We start from the raw sequence: 17,640 nt of genomic DNA, 5'->3' as shown, positions 1-17,640 counted from the left end.
CTGTCAATATAGGGCTATTGTCACCGATGCCAATAACAATCCGCAAGTCTCGGCGAACCCCAGACGAAGTTCGTGAGGATGCGGTGGCGGCGGCCCGGGACCTGCTTCTGAGCGACGGTCCCCAGGCCGTGACGTTGAAGGCGGTCGCCACGCGTCTGGACATGACGCATGGCAACATCACACATCATTTCGGCTCGGTGGGTGGCTTGCATGCCGCCCTGATCGGCACAATGACCAGAGAGCTGACGTCGATCGTGCGGCACCTCGCCGAGGAAATGCGCGGCGGTCGGGCCAACCCCCGTGAAATCGTCGACACGGTGTTCGATGCCTTTGGGCGCGGCGGGGCGACGCGCATGATCGCCTGGGTCGAATTGTCCGGGAAACGCGCCGACCTTGCCCCCTTCCATGCCGCGGTCGCGGATCTCGTGGAGGCGCTTACGGGCTCTGTTCCTGGCCGCCGGAAAATCGACTCCGCCCGCGTAACGCTCGCGGTGCTACTGCCCGCTCTGGGGCACGCTCTCGTCGTCAGTGACCTCGCCGAGGAGCTGGATATCCCGGAGGACGAGGTACGCGCTCAGGTTGCGACCAGCCTCGAGGCATTGCTGCGGCTCCAGACGCGTGCCCGCAGCCGCGAACGGCGCGCCACTGCGGCTAGTGAACCTCGCCTACGACATCGACGAGTTGAAGCATGAGGATCGCCCGTTCGACGGTGCGCCACTGGGCGAAGCTCCGCTCGTCGCCGCGCGATCGATGAACGTCGGCGAGGAGCGCGGCTTCCAGCACGGCTTCGTCGCCATGTTCGGCGACAAGGTCGGAAGCGGCGTCGAATGACTGGCGGTCGGTCAGGCTTTGCAGGTACACGTATCGAACTCCTTGTCCGAACGTAAAAGCAGGAACCGTGCCAAAGGAATTTCCGGGGAAATCCGTGCCTCTGGCGTCCCCGGATAGGCCGCAAACTAACCCCGAGGCCGATCCAGATGTACCAAAACGAAACAAAGGTGGCGTAACGACCGATGCAGATTGCCGGAATTCTGATTGCCCTGTGCCTGCTCGCCGGGGCGTTTACAGGTATCTTCGTGGGTCAGCCGTCGCTTGGCGCCATCGCCGGCCTCGGCGTCGGCATTCTGCTGGCGATCATCATCGCGGTGGTTCAGCGTAGCTGACGCCCGACCCAGACCACCCGCCCGATCAGGTCGATGTCCGCCGGGTCGCAGTCACCGATATCCGGATAGACCGGATTGTCGCTGGTCACACGGACCATATGGCTTGCCGGGCTGCGGGTGACCCGCTTCACGATCAGCGTCTCCTCGCTACGCATGACATAGATGCCGTCGCGCAGTCTCTCGGCCGTGTCGCCGCGGTCGACGAGAATCGGGTCTCCATCTCCCAGCGTGGGTAGCATTGAATCTCCCTGCACCCGAATGACAGACAGATCGTCGGGTTTCGAAACCCCCAGCCGACCGATCCATTCCCGACGGAATGCGAGCGCGGTTTCGGCATCCTCCCGGTCCGCCAAGGTGGCGCCCGCTCCCGCCGAAGCACCGATTCCGGCGAAATAGGGAATCAGTAGGAAATCTCTCCCCTCGGTTTCGTGTCCGGCGGCAACACTTCTCACCGAGGGCGGGGGGCCACCCAGTTCGCTTTCGCGAACGCCGAAATGACGCGCGAGGATCCGCCGATCGTCGCCGTCCAGCTTCTTTGGCACGCCGCGTTTTATAAACTGCTGAATATAGGCCGCATTTCGACCGAGCAGACGCGATACCGAAGCATAGTCGTCTGCACTGTCGCGAATCAGCTCGTCGAGTCGTCTGCGGACCGCATCGGTATCAGTCACAGGTAGCTTTCTCTGTTTCGAACTAACTAGAACAAAAAGTGAACAGATTCAATATGATCATTTTTTCCTTAGCATAATAGGAATTTATCGATCTACCCTGCAGTGTAACGCACGGAGAAGGGGCCGCGATGTCAGTTCTGGTTCGTATTGATAGGGTCATGAGGAAAACGGGAATGTCCGCGACGAGGATTGGCCGCGAAGCGGTGAACGATCCCCGGCTGGTGTTCGACCTGCGCGGGGGGCGTACCTTGCGTCCGCAGACGGAGCGCCGGGTGAATGCCTATCTGGAATCTCGGCTGGGAGGGACGCTGTGACCGGTACGGACAGGACGCTGGTTCGGTTGCTTGAACACGCCATTCTTCTCGTTGCGGGCCGGGAGCCGGAGAGGTCGACCGAAGGGCGCGGTCCGCGCGTCACTCTGCACTCGTTTCGTACCGAACCTTGGGCCAGTGCAACATTCGAAGGTCATCGCCACCAATTCATCCTTCACCTGTCGGGACCGGAGGCGGCGGCAGACCGCTTGGCGGAAAAGCTCGAGGCCGACCTGAAGGCAGAGGAATTCGAGCTGGGCGGAACCCTGGTGGCCGATATCGAACGCACCGAGACCGAGAAGATCGTCGATGGAGACGGGACGTCTGCGCTCCGCATCCATTTCGAGGCGCTGACGATCGAGGAGTAGCTTCAGCGGAAGCGGTGTTCGGCGACCACCTCATCGAGCAGCGAGAAGAACCGGGCGGCAAGAACGTCGCGCCGGTGTGCGGAGAGGAAAGCGGCGCGTGGCTTTTCCCGAACCTGTGTCGGTGCGGCGACGAGCTTCTCCACGGCGTCGATCGAGGTGGTGACGATGCCCGTACCGGTGTCCTCGACGATTGCGCCGCTCTCGCCGCCATGACCCCAGACGACGATGGGGAGACCCGCGCGGAGATAGTCGTACAGTTTGGTCGGGCGATAGCGGCCGACACGCTCGTCCGTGAACAGGATTGCAGCGTCGCTGTCCGTCAGCTGTGCCTCGAGCCCTGAGCGCGGTACCTGACCAACGCGCTCGATCATCTCCGGATAGGGAAAGGCATCTAGGGCGGCCTCCATCTCGGGAGTTTTGCGGCCGGTAAACCGAACGACAATCCGCCTTTCCAATTCTGGATCGTCCCGCCGTGCATGCGCTAGCGCTCCAAGGAATGGTCGTGGGTCGAGCATCTCCGACAGGGTTCCGAGGAAAAGGAGCCTCTTGCGCGATGTCGCCAACCTGGGAGGGCGGCCCTGCATATTGTCATGTGAGAAGTCGGCGGGGTCCCAGCCATTTGGTAGGATTCTAGCCTTCTCGCCGATCTCGTCCGCGAAGCGGAGCAGGGCGGCGTCGCGCATCCCCGCCGTGGTGAACAGCACACGGCTTGCCGCGCGCAGCGCGCGTCGCTCGAGGAGTTCGTCGAACGGCTTGCGCTTCACGAAGTCGAACGGGTTCAGCGTCCACTCGTCCCGGTAGTCTAGCACGAGCGGCACGCCGTGGGTCTTGGCGAGGTGCTGCGCGGCCACGAAAGTATTGAACGGCGGCCCGGTGGCGATGACGACGTCCGGTGCCGTTTGCGCTTGCCGTGCCCCGGTCAGCATCGCCCGCATATCGGCAATGCCGCCGTCGAGAAGGCTGTCGATCCGCCAGTGGAGGCTGAACGGGGCTGGGGTTCGCATGACCCGGATACCGGCGGGGTCGCCATCATCTCCCTCGGGGTCGCCAGCCTGGCGGACCGTGAGGATGGTTCCTGTCCAGCTGTTCTCCGCTGCGTGGCGAGCGAAGGAACCGGCGCGCAGCCCCGCCGTGCTGGGGTTCGGCGGGAAATGCGTCACCAGCAGCCAGAATGTCTTTTGCGTCGGGCGGGGGGTGGTCACGGCATAGCACCACCCGAGTTGCGGTTACGGCCGCCCAGCAACGCGCCTCGTCCGGCCGCCAGAATCTTCTTGGCGCTGCGTACGGGCTCGTAGCCGTAGCGGATGGCGGCCAGCAGGCGCCGGGCACCTTCGCGGCGATGGCCAGGTCGCTGGATCAGGGCTTCGCCGGCATCGTGCCAGGCTTTCCCGAGCGCCCGCCGCGCATCCGCTGCGTCGATGCGGGAGCCGAACCGTCGCAGGTTCTTCTGCACCATCAGCAGCGGAAGGTCGTAGTCGGCTGCCGTTGCCCGGTCCATCGCGCTTCCCGGCAGGCGGCGGTATCGGAACAGCGGCGAGGGATGGAGGTACAGCCTGCCCCCAAGGGCTAGCCGTATCCACAGGTCCCGGTCCTCCGCGATGCGTAGACTCTCGTCGAACGGGCGCGCCGGAAGTTCGGGCCGGCGCACGGCAACGCCGCTGGTCTGCAGGTAGGATGACCAGAGAAGGGCGGCCGCCGGATCGCCGAGGTCGAAGACATAGTCGTAGATGACCGGCTCAATGTTCCGCCCCTCTCCATCTTCCACCATTCCCTGGACGCCGAGAATCGTAACGTCCCGTTCGCGTTCCAGGATCTTGCGGTAGGTGGCGAGCAGAGCGGGATCCCACAGGTCGTCGGCATCTAGAAAGGCGACAATTTCTCCGCGCGCCGACGCGATCCCGTCATTCCGCGCGGCGCCGGGTCCGCCGTTTTCGGCGCGCTTCAGAAGCTGGACGGGAAAGCTTGCCCGGGCGGCTTCGCCGCGGGCGCCCTCGATACTGGCGTCCTGGCTGGCGTCGTCGACGAGAACGAGCTCGAAATCGCGATCCGTCTGCGCCGACAGCGTATCGAACAGGCCGGGCAGGTGGGGCGCGGCATTGCGCATCGGCGTAACGACCGAGAAGGTCGGCGCCGCGCCGCTCACAGCCCGGGCGCGGTTTCGCCCGCCAGCAGGCGAAGCAGGTCCCGGATCGTCGCCAGCTGGGCTTCGTCGAGGCCGCCTTCGAGCCGTACCTTGGTGGCCTGTACCGCCACCAAGTCGGTAAGCAGGCTGCGACCCTCGACAGTAAGCTGCCACGTCCCGTCGTCGACGGAAATCAGGCCTCTATCGGCGAGGCGCCGGACCGGCTCTTCGGGAAGTCCCGCCGGTATGCTGGGGGTTTCCCCATCGTCCCCCGGACGCGGCATAACCCGTCCGTAGCTGCCGCCATGATAGATGAGCGGCGCGGCGGGGCGCTGCTCGAAGTCGACGACCTCGCCAACGAAAATGGCGTGGTCGCCGCCCTCATATTCGAACGTCGCGCGGCAGCCGAAACGGGCTGCACAGTTCTCGATCAGAGGTGCGCCTTCCGGTCCATTCTCGAAGCTGAGGCCGGCGAACTTGTCTTCTCCGCGCGCCGCGAACCGGTTCGAAATCTCTTCCTGCCCGGCTGCGAGCACGTGGACCGCCCAGCTGTCGGCCGCACGGAAGGCTGCCAGGCTCGAACTTGACAGGGCCAGGCTCCACAGGACCATGGGCGGTTTCAGTGACACGGAGTTGAAGCTGTTGGCGGTCAGTCCCACGGGCGAACCGTCCGCGTCACGCGCCGTCACGATCGTCACGCCGGTGACGAAGGAGCCGAGGGCTTCTCGAAATGATCGAAGGTCGATGTTGCTCATCTGTCCGGCACGCTTCCAGTGCCTTGTCCTTTAATTCCTCGGCTGGCCGCGCCAACCCGGTGCGGCGCTATTCTGCGTCGAGCTTCCCGATATCGGCAACTTCCGCAAGGATCCGCTCGGCAAGTTCGGGCCGGCAGATCAGAAGGTCTGGCATCGCCATGTCGGGATTGTTGTAGAGGCAGGGCGAACCGTCGACACGCGAGCAGTGCAGTCCATAGGCACTGGCGACGGCAACCGGGGCTGCGCTGTCCCATTCATACTGGCCGCCGGTATGAAGATAGGCATCCGCCTCGCCGCGCACGACGGCCATTGCCTTTGCGCCCGCGGAACCCATCGGTACGAGGTCGGCGCCAAGGCGCTTTGCCACTTCCACCGCCTCTTTCGCCGGACGCGTCCGGCTGACGACCATGCGCAAGGGGTCTCCCGCAGGGGGGAGTGTTCCGGTCTGGTCCGTCCTCAGAACGAGGTCGAGCCCCGGCAGCGCAACGGCGCCGATCTCCGGACGGCCATCGATCGTCAGGGCGATGTGGACGGCCCAGTCGTTGCGCCGCTCGCCATATTCGCGCGTCCCGTCGACCGGGTCGACGATCCACACGCGCGATTTGTCCAGCCGTTCCGGCGTGTCCTTGCTTTCCTCCGACAGGATGCCGTCGTCCGGTCGCTGCTGCGCGAGCGCCTTGATGATGAACTGGTTGGCGGTCTTGTCGCCCGCGTCGCCCAGCCCCTTGCCGCTCAGCAGCGTGCTTTCCCGGACCTCCAGCAGGATACGGCCGGCGGCAGCGGCGACGCGCGCCGCCAGTTCGGCATCGGAGCGTACGATGTGCTCCTCGCTCATGGGATCAGCTTCGCCACGATCATGTCGGCGGCTTCCTCGGGACTTAGTTCGGTCGTGTCGATGCGGATGTCCGGGTCCTCGGGCGGTTCATAGGGACTGTCGATCCCGGTGAAGTTCTTCAGCTTGCCCTCGCGAGCCTTCTTGTAGAGCCCCTTTACGTCGCGCTCTTCGGCGACCTCCAGCGGCGTGTCCACGAAGACCTCGACGAACTCGCCCTCGTCCAGCATCGCGCGGACCATATCGCGCTCCGCCCGGAAGGGAGAGATGAACGCGGTCAGGACGATCAGCCCGGCGTCCGCCATCAGCTTGGCGACTTCGCCAACCCGGCGGATATTCTCGATCCGGTCGGATTCTTCGAAACCCAGATCCTTGTTGAGGCCGTGACGGATATTGTCACCGTCGAGCAGGAAGGTGTGACGGTTCATCCGCACCAGCCGCTGTTCGACCAGGTTCGCCACGGTCGACTTGCCTGCACCGGACAGTCCGGTGAACCACAGCACCTTGGGCGTCTGGTTCTTGAGAGCGGAGCGCGTCGGCTTGTCGATCGCAAGCGCCTGGCGATGAACGTTCTGCGACCGGCGCAGGGCGAAATTCAGCATGCCGGCGGCGACCGTTCCGTTCGACATCTTGTCGATCAGGATGAAGCCGCCTAGCGCGGTATTGGGGGCTGCCTCGCCGTCCGCCTTATAGGGTTCGAAGACCATGTCCCGGTCGGTATGGATTTCGGCAACGCCGATGGCGTTCAGGTCCAGCGTCTTCGCCGCCAGCCGGTCCATGCTGTTCACATTGACCTGATATTTCGGCGGCTGGACCGTAGCGGACACCGTCCGGGTGCCCAGCTTCAGCCAATAGCTGCGGCCAGGAACGAGGGCCTCCTCGGCCATCCACACCAGTGTCGCCTCGAACTGGTCGGCGGCCTGGGGCGGATCTTCGGCGGCGGCAATGACGTCGCCGCGCGAACAGTCGATCTCGTCGGAAAAGGTCAGGGTCACGGACTGGCCCGCCACAGCCTTGTCGAGATCGCCGGAGAAGGTGACGATCCGCTCTATGCGCGAAACCTTGCCCGACGGGAGAACTCGTACCTGATCGCCCGGCCGCACGGTACCGGCGGCGATCTGGCCGGAGAACCCGCGAAAGTCGAGATTGGGCCGGTTCACCCATTGGACGGCCATGCGGAACGGCTTTTCGCGCGTGTCCGCCAGGTCGACCTCGACCGTCTCCAGGTGATCGATCAGCGTCGGCCCCTCATACCAGGGCGTGGTCTGGCTCTTGGTGGCGATATTGTCGCCGGCGAGACCGGAAATGGGGATCGGCACGAAGCCTTCGATGCCGATGCTCTCGGCAAAGGCGCGGTAGTCGGCGACGATCTCGTCGAACCGCTCGCGGCTATAGTCGACCAGGTCCATCTTGTTCACGGCCAGGACGATGTTCCTGATGCCGATCAGGTGCGCCAGATAGCTGTGCCGCCGGGTCTGTACGAGCACGCCCTTGCGCGCGTCGATCAGGATCACGGCAAGATCGGCCGTGGAGGCCCCGGTCACCATGTTGCGCGTATATTGTTCGTGGCCCGGCGTGTCGGCGACGATGAATTTGCGTTTCTCGGTCGAGAAGAAGCGGTAGGCAACGTCGATCGTAATGCCCTGTTCGCGTTCGGCAGCGAGGCCGTCGACCAGCAGGGCGAAGTCGATATTCTGCCCCTGCGTGCCGACGCGCTTCGAATCCGCCTCCAGCGCCGCGAGCTGGTCCTCGAAGATCATCTTCGAATCGTAGAGAAGCCGACCGATCAGCGTCGACTTGCCGTCATCGACCGATCCGCAGGTGATGAAGCGCAGCATAGACTTGTGCTGGTGCTGCTCCAGATAGGCGTCGATGTCCTCGGCAATCAGGGCGTCGGTCTTGTACACCGGGTCTTCGGAACGCGCGGCCATCAGAAATAGCCCTCCTGCTTCTTCTTCTCCATGCTGGCATCGCCCGCTTCCTTGTCGATGGCGCGGCCCTGGCGTTCGCTGGTCGTGGTAAGCAGCATTTCCTGAATGACTTCGGTCAGCGTCGAGGCCTCGCTCTCCACGGCGCCGGTCAGCGGATAGCAGCCGAGGGTCCGGAACCGGACCGACCGCATCTGCGGCTCTTCGCCTTCCTTGAGGGGAAAGCGATCGTCGTCGACCATGATCAGCAAGCCGTCGCGCTCCACGACAGGGCGCTTCTCGGCAAAATAGAGCGGCACGATCTCGATATTTTCGAGATGGATATATTGCCAGATGTCGAGCTCGGTCCAGTTCGACAGCGGGAACGCACGGATGGTTTCGCCGCGTGCCTTGCGCGTATTGTACAGGTTCCAGAGTTCGGGCCGCTGCGCCTTCGGGTCCCAGCGGTGGGTTGCCGTGCGAAACGAGAAGATGCGCTCCTTCGCCCGGCTTTTTTCCTCATCGCGCCGAGCGCCGCCGAAGGCGACGTCGAAGCCATATTTGTCGATCGCCTGCTTCAGCCCCTCCGTTTTCCACATATCGGTGTGAAGCGCGCCATGATCGAACGGGTTGATGCCGCGTTCCTTGGCCTCGGGGTTCTGGTGGACGATCAGGTCCATGCCGGCGTCCTCGGCGGCCTTTTCACGCAGTTCGTACATGGCCTGGAATTTCCAGGTCGTATCAACATGCATCAGCGGAAAGGGCGGCGGGGACGGGTAGAAAGCCTTTTTGGCAAGGTGCAGCATCACCGCCGAATCCTTGCCCACCGAATAGAGCATCACGGGCTTGTCCGCCTCGGCGGCGACTTCCCGCATGATATGTATGCTTTCGGCTTCCAGGCGCTCGAGATGGGTGAGCTTGTCTGATCCTGCGGACGGGAGGGTCACGGCAACTCCGGAACTGGACTGAAATTCAGCCCGACTATTTCCGGGCAAGTCCGTCCCGCCTATTCAAACGGAGCGCCCCCGCCAAGGGATGCCTGACTTTCACCAGGCAACGATTTATTGCCGGGGTCTAACCCTGTCTTGCCCGTGCGGCGTATGGGGCTGGGCTACAAGCCGCCCGAGACGGCCAGCCGCGGAACCCGGTCCGCAAACTCGTCGAAAATGGAAAAGCTCTGATCGTTCGGTTCGCAGCCGGCAAAGCGGATGGACGCGCCCAGCTGCTCCAGGCAGGCCTCGATGTCCGGATCGTCTTCGGCGCCGATCAGCTCTTCGATGTCGGCGATGTGACAGTCCTCAGCACATAATATGGCGCGGGCAGCCTGATTCCACAGCGCAGCCGGGTCGGTCACGGTCATGTTGAGGCTGAATTGGACTGACGCGGTCATACTGGCTCCGACTGGTCGGCGGTACGTCTCCGTTGAAGCGCATGGAGACGCGGTAAGAAAGAGAGGGGAACCCCTCAGTGGAAACTACTTAGCGACACCGGGTTACCTGGCTGGTGCCATCATCAATGTGCGGCCAGTTCCCGTCCGGAATACTGATCGAGACTGTCGTAGCTGCGGGCGCGGACATGCGCGCAGACGAGATTTAGTTCGGCGAACAGCTGATCCCAGAACGTGCTGCGTATCTCCAGGATAAGGCCGCTTTCCTGGGTGATACGGATGGCAGGAACAGGCTCCCTGACGGACTGGTAAACGGCGGCATAGGCGCCGACCGTATGCTCTTCGGGGACGGACCGTGGACTGGTCAGCCTAGTGGCCATGATGAAGCCGGCGAGAAGCTCCGCATTGTAGAGGTCGAAGAACATGGACGTCGAGGTGGCGACGTCTTCCAATTCGATTTGCAGGTCTCCGGCACCGCCGTAGATCCTGGTACGGAATTTCGACCCCAGCGAATCCGTAAGTTGGCGGCGTCTCACCTGCATCTCGCGTGCATTTCCTTAGCTGCGAACGGCCCCGGGCGACTTCGGAAAAGGGGGGCCGGAACGCTTTGGGAACGTTCCGGCCCAACAGAGAGGCTTGGAAGGGGACCAGATACGCGGCCCCCGACCAAAGCTTAACGGAACAGCGACAGAACCGTCTGCGGCGCCTGGTTGGCGATCGACAGAGCCTGAACACCGAGCTGCTGCTTCGTCTGAAGCGCCTGAAGCTTGGCCGATTCCTTCGCAAGATCGGCGTCCACGAGGTTACCGATACCCGCCTCGATCACGTCGGACAGCTTGCTGGTGAACTCGGACTGGGCGTCGATCTGACGCGAAGCCGAACCCAGCGTGCTGAGCGAGTCGTTGAGGTTGGTCTGCGTGGTCTCCAGCGTGTCGATCATCGCCTGGGCGGTCGCCTGCGTGGCGATCTCGTCCGTAGCGCCGACCGTCACAACGGTGCCGCCGAGGTCCAGACCCTGGTTCGCAACGGTGAGCGAATCCGGATCCCAGGTACCGCCGGCAGTGCCGTCCTGCAGCGACTGCAGAGCCGTCACAGAGCCGCCCGAAGCCTTCAGCAGGTTCGTGCCGTTGAACTCGGAAGAGTCGACGATGGTCGTGATCTGATCGCGGAGGGCCTTGAAGTCCTCGTTGATGGCATCACGGCTCGCCTGGTCGATGCCAGCGTCGGCCGACTGGTAGGCCAGCGACTTCATCTGGTTGACCACGTCCGAGATCTGCTCGGCACCCGCAACCGCCACGTCGGTCACGCTCTTGGCGCGGCTCAGCGACGAGCTGACGGACTGAAGGCCACCCAGGTCGCCGCGAAGCGTCTGGGCGATGGTGAAGGACGCGGAATCGTCCTTCGTCGAGCTGACGGACAGACCCGTGTTGATACGGGACTGCGTCGTGGAAAGACCCTGATTGGTTGCCTTCAGGGCCTGGAGCGCCGCCATGGCGCCGACATTGGTATTCACGGAAAGCATAATGACATCCTTCTTGGATCAGCGGCCGATTCTGCGGCCCGGCCAGAGATCGCTGGCCTCGACGACCGGCGGAATTCCGATCGCTCGACCATCATGGGAAGGGGGTGGGGGCGCGGTGGGGCTTTGCGTGAACTTTTTTTGCATTTCCGGGCATTAGGGAAAAATTTTCCGCCCTCCTGCCGAGTGGGAGGAAGTTTTTTCCGGGTCCGGCCAGCCGCTGCTGAAGCCGCTTTCCTATGAGAGGGAAGACCGCGGCCCCAGTCCGCCAAGACCGGAGACCAAAGGCAGCTCATGCCCGATCAGATTCATCCTCACCAATTGCCCTCCGCCCTCGACCTTGCGGCGGATGACATCCGCCTGCTGTCGCTCGACTGCTTCGACACGCTGATCTGGCGCAACGTTCACAAGCCTGCAGACCTGTTTTGCGACCTGTCCGCGAATGGGGTCACCCGTCAGCAGCGTATGTGGGCGGAAAGCTCGGCGCGTGTTCGCGCTACTCTTCGGGATCGCCGCAACGAGGCGACGATCGAAGAAATCTACCAGGCGCTGATGCCGCAGGCCGGCGACGAGCTGCGAAAGTATCATCTCGACGCGGAACTGCGAGCCGAGGCCGAGGCCTGTTATGCTTTCGCTCCGACCGTCAGGCTGATGCAGGCCGCGAAGGCAAAGGGCCTCGACATTGCCATCGTCAGCGATACCTACCTGAACGAAGAGCAGCTGCGGGCGCTGATCGAGGCCGCGGCGGGGTCCGAAGTGCTCGACCTGATCGACCATGTTTTCTGTTCGTCGGTCTTCGGCGTCAGCAAGACCGAAACGCTGTTTCGTCACGTTCTTGACGCTACCGGTGCAAACCCCGGCGAAATCCTGCACATCGGCGACAATTCGAAGGCGGACCTCGAGGGGGCCCGGCGCTACGGAATACCCGCGCTCCACCTCCTCCAGTTCGATACGGACGCACAGACCCAGCTTCGCCTCGAGGCGGCCGTCGGCAGCATGATCGAGCCGACCGGACGTGCCGATGCCGCGAGCGCGCAGCCGCACCGCGCCGCACTTGCAGCGGCCCTGCCTGGCATGCAGGATTCGGCCACGAAGCTGGGCTTTTCGGTTCTCGGTCCGGCTCTTCATGGCTTTGCCGAGTGGGTCGATGCCGAGGCCCGCGCTGCGCGTGCAAGCAGCGAGAAGCGCACGCATATTCTGTTCATGATGCGCGACGGTCACCTGCCACAGCGAGTGTTCGATGCCCTGCCCGGCGATGCGCAGCCTTCGACCGCGCTCGAGATCAGCCGGTTCACGGGCATTGCGTCCTCGCTGACGACGCGGGCAGCGATCACCTCATATGTCGAAGGTGAGATTCTCGGCTCCGCGCTTGAAGCCATTGGAAAGCAGCTTCTCTTGAAGCCGGGTGAAGTCAAAGCGGTTCTCAACAAGCTTCCGGCGGACCCGGTCAAGGCGAGGCGCGCCTTTGCCGCCGAAGTAACGGCGCAGCGGAACGTCCAAAAGATCATTCGCCGCGCGGAGGCGTTTGCCGACAGGCTGACCGCCTATGTCCGCAAGACCGTCAATCCAGCCCCGGGCGACACGCTGATGCTGGTCGACCTTGGCTATCACGGTACCGTTCAGGACCATGTCGAACGCCTGCTCGCGGAGCGCTTCGAGGTGAACGTCACCGGACGCTATCTGCTGCTGCGCGAGCATACGCTCAGCGGCTGCGACAAGAAGGGTTTCCTTGGGCCCGACAATTACGGGGCCGACACGCTGGAAGCGCTGGCGGGCAATGTCGCCGTCCTCGAACAGCTGTGCACCGTCGCGTGCGGATCGGTCGTCGACTATGAGGAAGACGGCACGCCGGTGCGCGGCGGAAGCAGCATCAAGTCGAGGCAGAGCGCGGTGCGCGACCGCGTCCAGCAGGGCTGTGTGCATTATGCCGAGATTTGCGACGGCTCGCTGGTCCAGCGGCCCCTGTGCGACGGCCCGGACAATCGCCGCCGCGCTGCCGCAGCCGCGCTGGGGCGCTTTATGTTCCTGCCGCAGCCGGCAGAACTCGCCGTGCTCAGCGACTTCGAGCATGACGTCAATCTCGGCACCGAGGACATGGTCGCATTGTTCGACCCGGCGGTGGCCGATGAGGGCCTGAGGCGTCGCGGCATGTTCTATCTGAAAAATGCCGACCGCATGTATCTGCCGGCGGAGCTTCGCGGGCACGGCCTGCCGCTCAGCCTGTCGCTTCTCGCGCAGCGCCGCTTCGGCCTCGATCTCCGCTTCGCCGACTTCTGCGACGGCGCCATCGACCTTCCGGTGTTTGTTGCGGACGGCACGAACGTCTGGAACGAGCTGGTGCGCGCGACGCCCACCCATGACGGCTATTATACCGCGGCGATTCCAGTCGGTACCGGGCAGTTCTCGATCGGGCTGCATTTCGGCAAGCTGTACGACTGGGTTCAGGTCGACAGCGTTCAGTTCATCGGTGCCGGTGATTTCCTGAAGGCAGCGGCACCCAGCCAGGACGCCATGCCGACGCTAGAGGGCATGCAGCAAATCGCGCCGCATCTGATGCACTGTCAGTCCGAAACCGCATTCATGATGGTCCCGCCGCCCCCGGCCGAGGGCAATCGCAATATGATGCTTACGGTAACCTTCCGTCCCATTGCGGAGCGCCAGATTGCCGAGCCTTCGGTCGCTCCAGACCGCTCTGCCAGACTCGAAAGGGTAGCCTGATGGCCAATCTTCTCATTCACTCCATGTCCGAATTTTCGGACATCATCATCGACTGCCTGACGCTTGCCGACGCCCGGAACATCGTCGAGATCGGCGCGGAGTTCGGCGGCATGTCGCAGGTCCTTGCCGACTTTGCGGGCAAGCAGGGCGGACGTCTGACCAGCATTGACCCGGCACCGAAGGCCCAGTTCCTGTCTTGGGTGGGCACCTCGCCGCACGTGACCCATGTCAATGGCCTCAGCCTCGATGTGCTTCCCGAGCAAAAGGATGCGGACGCGTGGGTCATCGACGGTGATCACAATTACTACACCGTCTTTCACGAGCTGAAGGGCATCGATGCGCTATGCCGCAGGGACGACCGCCCCTTCCTCGCGTTTCTGCATGACGTGTCCTGGCCGTCTGCACGCCGCGACATGTACTATGCGCCGGAACAGATACCGGCCGAGTGGCGCCATGAATACGACTATGAGGGGGGCGCCGTGCTCGATACCAACGCGCTCATTCCGGGTCGGGGTTTCCGCGGCTGCGGCAGCTTTGCCTTCGCCAGACAGCATGGTGGACCGCGCAACGGCGTGCTGACGGCGGTCGAGGACGCCATCGTTCACCTGCGCGAAACCGAAGGGCGCGATCTCGTCTTTGCGCATGTCCCTGCCGTGTTCGGTCTTGGCATTCTGTTCGACACGGCGGCGCCGTGGGCCGAGGCGGTGGCGCAGCGCGTGCTGCCGCTGCACCAGAACCAGCTACTTGCGACGCTGGAGGAAAACCGGCTGCGTAATTACCTGCAGGTCATCGATTTTCAGGACGATATGGCCGCAAGGGCGGCATAGCTTTCCGGTCCTCACCCTGGAAGCAGCAAGGCCGGTCGGGCGTCGTAGCCCGGCCGGCCTTTCCTTTTTGCGCAGGCCGAATCCGCATCTCCCCGCCCGCCCCCCTGAGCGAGCGGGCGCTAGCCCCTGGACGGCGAGCGCTCCGGCACCAGGCACCGAGGCGTCGTCGGTGGTAAGGCGCGCGAAGGGTGAGCGTCCACCTCCAACGAAAAGGGGCGCAGCCTCCCCCCGGGGAAGCCGCGCCCCGGGAGCACGGTGGTTCGGATCGTTGCGTCTCAGAAGGGGAAAAGCGCGTCGTAGATCTGCTGGCCCCAGCGCGCCTGCTGGGCGTCTGTCAGCTGGCCGCGGCCGCCGTAGATGATGCGTGCCTCGGCGATCTGACTGTGCAGGATCGAATTGTCGCGGCCAATGTCCTGCGGCCGGACGATCCCCGTGACGATCAGTTCGCGAAGCTCGAAGTTTACGCGCACTTCCTGGCGGCCGCGAATGGCGAGCGCGCCGTTCGGCAGCACGTCGGTGACGATGGCTGCCATCGTCATGTCGATCGATTCCGACCGGACCGTATTGCCGCCGCCGTTGAAGGTGGAGGAAGAGCTCGTCTCGGCAAGGTTCGTCGGGTCGATGCTGTCTGGGAGCAGGTCCGTCAGCCCCAGGAGAGACGCGACGCTTGCGCTCTCGCCGCCGCCGCGGGTGCGCGACGTCGTATTGCCCAGCTGCGCGCTGTCCTGGATATTGATGCGGATGGTCAGGATGTCGCCGATCTCTGACGCACGCTGGTCGCGGAACAGCGCGCCCGCACCTGTCCGGAACAGCGACGCGCTATGTTCGGCGGGCTGCCGGGTCTGGCGCGTGATCCGGTCGGCGAGCTGCTGCGACGCGATGGAGGGCTGTGCCGGCTGCGTCGGCAGCGGCTCGATCTCCGTCGTTTCGGGCGGTACGCCGATACGGTTGAGCTGACCGCCGCAGCCCGACAGGGTGACCGCCAGCAGGGAGGCGGCAAGTAGATGACGTGACATTCGTGTCTCCGATCAGACGTCAGTGGAGCGGCACGACGACCGCGCCGTTTGGCGCGACGATGCCCTCGAGCGTGCGGCTGTTCGCCGTGACGACCCGCACGCGCTCGCCCTCGGCTCCCGAGCCGAGAGCTTCGCCCCGCGATGTGATGGTCAGCGTGCCGCTGCGCACTTCGATCGACACGGGATCTCCGCGCCGGACGAGTTGCGGCTGGATCAGGTCGCTGCGCCGGACGATGCGTCCGGCGGCGAGGTTGCGGCGCGCCTCCAGGCCGTCCGCATCCTCGGGCCTCACGGCCCCGCGGGCACGGTTCGGCGCCAGTTCGGCGATCTCGAACAGGTCTGCGGAGAGGACGTCGCCGCGGTCGACAGGAACGGCAAGGACCGAAACGGCCTCCACGTCCCGGTCGGCGGCGAGGCCAGGCGGGCCGACGAAGATCATCGCGGCGCCGGCGGTGATGAAGGCGATGCGCTTCATCATCGGATCTGGCTCGTCGTGGCGAGCATTTCGTCCGCCGTCTTCACGACGCGGCTGTTCATCTCATAGGCGCGCTGCGCGGAAATGAGTGCTGTGATCTCGGACACCGGGTTCACGTTGGATGTCTCGACAAAGCCCTGCTCCAGCGTGCCGAAGCTGGGTTCGCCGGGAACCGCGATGGTCGGCTGGCCCGAAGCGGCCGTTTCCAGCAGCAGGTTTCCACCCATGGCTTCCAGGCCGGCTTCGTTGACGAAGGTGGCGAGCTCGATCTGGCCGATGGTCTGCGGCTGCGGGTCGCCGGCCAGCGTGACCTGAACTTCGCCGGTCTTGGCAATGGTGACGCCGATCGCTTCCTGCGGAACGACGATGCCCGGCTCGACGGCATAACCGTCAGCGGTGACCAGCTCGCCCTGGTCGGACAGCTGGAACGACCCGTCGCGGGTATAGGCAAGATCGCCCGAGGGCAGGGTAACCTGGAAATAACCACGGCCCTGGATGGCGACGTCATAAGGATTCGCCGTGGCGGTCAAGGCGCCCTGTTCGTTGATGCGGTAGATGCCGCCCGTTTTCACGCCGGAGCCGATCTGGATGCCGGTCGGGACCATGGTCTCGGTGCCGCCCGCTGCCGTGCCGGGGCGGCTCACCTGCTGGTAGAGAAGGTCCTGGAATTCCGCCCGCTGCCGCTTGAAGGCATTGGTGTTCATGTTCGCGATGTTGTTCGAAATGACATCGACGTTGGTCTGCTGCGCCAGCATGCCGGTCGCTGCAATGGAAAGAGTGCGCATGACTATTCGCCTTTCTTCAGAAGTCAGTTGATCCGGCCGAGCCGGTCGATGGCGCGCTTGCGCATGTCGGACAGGTCGTCCGCGATCCGCTTGCTGGTTTGGTAGGCGCGCATGATTTCGATCATGTCGGTGGTTTCGACGATGGCCTGGACGTTCGATCCTTCGATGCCGCCGGAGCGGATCTTGGTATCGGCGGCGGCCAGTTCCTCGCCTTCCGGCCCGGTCCAGATGCCGTCGCCGCGCTGGGCGAGAACGCCGTCATTCTCGAAGGCGGTAACGGCGATGCGGCCGAGCGGCCCGTCCGGGCCCATGACCGTGCCGTCCTCTACGACGGAAAGCTGGCCGGCTGCATTCTCCGGCACGGCAATGGGGGCACCGCCTTCGCCCAGGAGCACCGCGCCGTTCGCGGTGCCGAGGTCACCCGATTCAAGAACGCGCAGGAAGCCCGCGCGCGTATAGCCGGTCTCCCCGTTTTCCAGCTCGACCGCGAAATAGCCCGGACCGTCGATCATCAGGTCGAGCGAGTTGCCCGTGGCCTGGAACGCGCCTGCGCTTGTGTCATGAACGGTGCCGTAGTCGAGAACGTAGGACGTCTCGTTCTCCGGCGCGCGCGCATTTTCGCCTTCCATCAGATATTCGTGAAAGACCGGAGTTTCGCGCTTGAAACCCGCGGTATTCACGTTCGCCATATTGTTGGCGGCCACGTCCATACGGCGCCGAAGCGCCTGTTCGTGGCTCAGCAATACATAAGAAGAGACGTCCATTTCGTGCGTTCCGACGTGGT

The 17,640-nt window shown here is 64.0% G+C and carries 21 protein-coding genes; 6 read left to right on the top strand and 15 right to left on the bottom strand.

Features of this window, described 5'->3' with window-relative positions; translation table 11 throughout:
• Positions 1-26 precede the first annotated feature (26 nt).
• Positions 27-692, top strand: a complete 666-nt coding sequence (locus tag KCN53_RS11515) for a TetR/AcrR family transcriptional regulator (protein WP_143712214.1) — start codon at positions 27-29, stop codon at positions 690-692.
• Here the strand turns inward: KCN53_RS11515 and KCN53_RS11510 are convergent.
• A complete protein-coding gene (locus KCN53_RS11510; RefSeq protein WP_088712307.1) occupies positions 652-861 on the bottom strand; it encodes a hypothetical protein in 210 nt (69 codons plus the stop codon). The genes KCN53_RS11515 and KCN53_RS11510 overlap by 41 nt on opposite strands.
• A gap of 152 nt (positions 862-1,013) precedes the next feature.
• Between KCN53_RS11510 and KCN53_RS11505 the strand changes: the two genes are divergently transcribed.
• Positions 1,014-1,163, top strand: coding sequence for a hypothetical protein (locus KCN53_RS11505; RefSeq protein ID WP_172406214.1), 150 nt, complete (start codon positions 1,014-1,016; stop codon positions 1,161-1,163).
• Here KCN53_RS11505 and KCN53_RS11500 read toward each other — a convergent pair.
• Positions 1,151-1,834: a S24 family peptidase gene (locus tag KCN53_RS11500; RefSeq protein ID WP_088712308.1), complete on the bottom strand. Its 684-nt coding sequence runs from the start codon at positions 1,832-1,834 to the stop codon at positions 1,151-1,153. The genes KCN53_RS11505 and KCN53_RS11500 overlap by 13 nt on opposite strands.
• A 173-nt stretch (positions 1,835-2,007) precedes the next feature.
• Here KCN53_RS11500 and KCN53_RS11495 point away from each other — a divergent pair, with 173 nt between their 5' ends.
• Positions 2,008-2,148, top strand: a complete 141-nt coding sequence (locus KCN53_RS11495; protein ID WP_317988420.1) for a hypothetical protein — start codon at positions 2,008-2,010, stop codon at positions 2,146-2,148.
• Positions 2,145-2,513: a hypothetical protein gene (locus tag KCN53_RS11490; RefSeq protein ID WP_088712310.1), complete on the top strand. Its 369-nt coding sequence runs from the start codon at positions 2,145-2,147 to the stop codon at positions 2,511-2,513. The genes KCN53_RS11495 and KCN53_RS11490 overlap by 4 nt, the downstream gene beginning before the upstream one ends.
• 2 nt (positions 2,514-2,515) lie before the next feature.
• Here KCN53_RS11490 and KCN53_RS11485 read toward each other — a convergent pair whose 3' ends face one another.
• From KCN53_RS11485 to KCN53_RS11445, 9 genes are all read right to left on the bottom strand, one after another.
• Positions 2,516-3,715: a glycosyltransferase gene (locus KCN53_RS11485; RefSeq protein ID WP_088712311.1), complete on the bottom strand. Its 1,200-nt coding sequence runs from the start codon at positions 3,713-3,715 to the stop codon at positions 2,516-2,518.
• Positions 3,712-4,656: a glycosyltransferase family 2 protein gene (locus KCN53_RS11480; RefSeq protein WP_088712312.1), complete on the bottom strand. Its 945-nt coding sequence runs from the start codon at positions 4,654-4,656 to the stop codon at positions 3,712-3,714. Before KCN53_RS11480 ends, KCN53_RS11485 begins: the two co-directional genes overlap by 4 nt.
• Complete coding sequence (locus KCN53_RS11475; protein ID WP_088712313.1) at positions 4,653-5,390, bottom strand: flavin reductase family protein; 738 nt, start codon at positions 5,388-5,390, stop codon at positions 4,653-4,655. The genes KCN53_RS11480 and KCN53_RS11475 overlap by 4 nt, the downstream gene beginning before the upstream one ends.
• A gap of 67 nt (positions 5,391-5,457) precedes the next feature.
• A complete protein-coding gene (locus KCN53_RS11470; RefSeq protein WP_088712314.1) occupies positions 5,458-6,225 on the bottom strand; it encodes a 3'(2'),5'-bisphosphate nucleotidase CysQ in 768 nt (255 codons plus the stop codon).
• Positions 6,222-8,153 (bottom strand): sulfate adenylyltransferase subunit CysN, encoded by a 1,932-nt coding sequence (gene cysN / locus KCN53_RS11465; protein ID WP_088712315.1) that lies wholly within the window; start codon positions 8,151-8,153, stop codon positions 6,222-6,224. Before cysN ends, KCN53_RS11470 begins: the two co-directional genes overlap by 4 nt.
• Entirely contained in the window at positions 8,153-9,076 is a 924-nt protein-coding gene (cysD, locus tag KCN53_RS11460) for a sulfate adenylyltransferase subunit CysD (RefSeq protein ID WP_088712316.1), read from the bottom strand. The genes cysN and cysD overlap by 1 nt, the downstream gene beginning before the upstream one ends.
• A gap of 164 nt (positions 9,077-9,240) precedes the next feature.
• The gene (locus tag KCN53_RS11455) at positions 9,241-9,519 is read right to left on the bottom strand and encodes a hypothetical protein (protein WP_088712317.1); all 279 of its coding nucleotides are present in this window, start codon (positions 9,517-9,519) and stop codon (positions 9,241-9,243) included.
• Positions 9,520-9,641: 122 nt separating this feature from the next.
• Positions 9,642-10,058, bottom strand: a complete 417-nt coding sequence (locus tag KCN53_RS11450; protein ID WP_088712318.1) for a hypothetical protein — start codon at positions 10,056-10,058, stop codon at positions 9,642-9,644.
• Positions 10,059-10,189: 131 nt separating this feature from the next.
• Complete coding sequence (locus tag KCN53_RS11445) at positions 10,190-11,041, bottom strand: flagellin (protein ID WP_088712319.1); 852 nt, start codon at positions 11,039-11,041, stop codon at positions 10,190-10,192.
• Between the two features lie 288 nt (positions 11,042-11,329).
• Here KCN53_RS11445 and KCN53_RS11440 point away from each other — a divergent pair, with 288 nt between their 5' ends.
• Together KCN53_RS11440 and KCN53_RS11435 are read left to right on the top strand one after the other, a co-directional pair.
• Positions 11,330-13,753 (top strand): HAD family hydrolase, encoded by a 2,424-nt coding sequence (locus KCN53_RS11440; RefSeq protein ID WP_088712320.1) that lies wholly within the window; start codon positions 11,330-11,332, stop codon positions 13,751-13,753.
• The gene (locus KCN53_RS11435) at positions 13,753-14,580 is read left to right on the top strand and encodes a class I SAM-dependent methyltransferase (RefSeq protein ID WP_088712321.1); all 828 of its coding nucleotides are present in this window, start codon (positions 13,753-13,755) and stop codon (positions 14,578-14,580) included. Before KCN53_RS11440 ends, KCN53_RS11435 begins: the two co-directional genes overlap by 1 nt.
• Positions 14,581-14,855: 275 nt before the next feature.
• Here the strand turns inward: KCN53_RS11435 and flgH are convergent, their stop codons facing one another.
• From flgH to KCN53_RS11415, 4 genes are read right to left on the bottom strand one after another with little or no spacing between them, the layout of a single operon-like run.
• Entirely contained in the window at positions 14,856-15,596 is a 741-nt protein-coding gene (flgH, locus tag KCN53_RS11430; RefSeq protein ID WP_088712322.1) for a flagellar basal body L-ring protein FlgH, read from the bottom strand.
• Positions 15,597-15,615: 19 nt separating this feature from the next.
• On the bottom strand, positions 15,616-16,074 hold the full coding sequence (flgA, locus tag KCN53_RS11425; protein WP_088712323.1) for a flagellar basal body P-ring formation chaperone FlgA: 459 nt from the start codon (positions 16,072-16,074) through the stop codon (positions 15,616-15,618).
• Positions 16,071-16,856 (bottom strand): flagellar basal-body rod protein FlgG, encoded by a 786-nt coding sequence (gene flgG, locus KCN53_RS11420; protein WP_088712324.1) that lies wholly within the window; start codon positions 16,854-16,856, stop codon positions 16,071-16,073. Before flgG ends, flgA begins: the two co-directional genes overlap by 4 nt.
• A 23-nt stretch (positions 16,857-16,879) precedes the next feature.
• Positions 16,880-17,620 (bottom strand): flagellar hook basal-body protein, encoded by a 741-nt coding sequence (locus tag KCN53_RS11415; RefSeq protein ID WP_088712325.1) that lies wholly within the window; start codon positions 17,618-17,620, stop codon positions 16,880-16,882.
• Positions 17,621-17,640 lie beyond the last annotated feature (20 nt).

It is taken from the genome of Pacificimonas aurantium (assembly GCF_020092905.1).
Taxonomy (GTDB): Bacteria; Pseudomonadota; Alphaproteobacteria; order Sphingomonadales; family Sphingomonadaceae; genus Pacificimonas; species Pacificimonas aurantium.
Note: the sequence above shows the minus strand (reverse complement) of the source record. Positions and strands in the feature narration are given on the sequence as shown.

Coding starts and splice junctions, on each gene's coding strand:
- KCN53_RS11495 (WP_317988420.1), top strand. CDS start 2,008: ATGTCCGCGACGAGGATTGGCCGCGAAGCGGTGAACGATCCCCGGCTG.
- cysN (WP_088712315.1), bottom strand. CDS start 8,153: ATGGCCGCGCGTTCCGAAGACCCGGTGTACAAGACCGACGCCCTGATT.
- KCN53_RS11455 (WP_088712317.1), bottom strand. CDS start 9,519: ATGACCGCGTCAGTCCAATTCAGCCTCAACATGACCGTGACCGACCCG.
- flgH (WP_088712322.1), bottom strand. CDS start 15,596: ATGTCACGTCATCTACTTGCCGCCTCCCTGCTGGCGGTCACCCTGTCG.
- flgG (WP_088712324.1), bottom strand. CDS start 16,856: ATGCGCACTCTTTCCATTGCAGCGACCGGCATGCTGGCGCAGCAGACC.
- KCN53_RS11450 (WP_088712318.1), bottom strand. CDS start 10,058: ATGCAGGTGAGACGCCGCCAACTTACGGATTCGCTGGGGTCGAAATTC.
- KCN53_RS11470 (WP_088712314.1), bottom strand. CDS start 6,225: ATGAGCGAGGAGCACATCGTACGCTCCGATGCCGAACTGGCGGCGCGC.
- KCN53_RS11475 (WP_088712313.1), bottom strand. CDS start 5,390: ATGAGCAACATCGACCTTCGATCATTTCGAGAAGCCCTCGGCTCCTTC.
- KCN53_RS11440 (WP_088712320.1), top strand. CDS start 11,330: ATGCCCGATCAGATTCATCCTCACCAATTGCCCTCCGCCCTCGACCTT.
- flgA (WP_088712323.1), bottom strand. CDS start 16,074: ATGATGAAGCGCATCGCCTTCATCACCGCCGGCGCCGCGATGATCTTC.
- KCN53_RS11515 (WP_143712214.1), top strand. CDS start 27: ATGCCAATAACAATCCGCAAGTCTCGGCGAACCCCAGACGAAGTTCGT.
- KCN53_RS11505 (WP_172406214.1), top strand. CDS start 1,014: ATGCAGATTGCCGGAATTCTGATTGCCCTGTGCCTGCTCGCCGGGGCG.
- KCN53_RS11415 (WP_088712325.1), bottom strand. CDS start 17,620: ATGGACGTCTCTTCTTATGTATTGCTGAGCCACGAACAGGCGCTTCGG.
- KCN53_RS11435 (WP_088712321.1), top strand. CDS start 13,753: ATGGCCAATCTTCTCATTCACTCCATGTCCGAATTTTCGGACATCATC.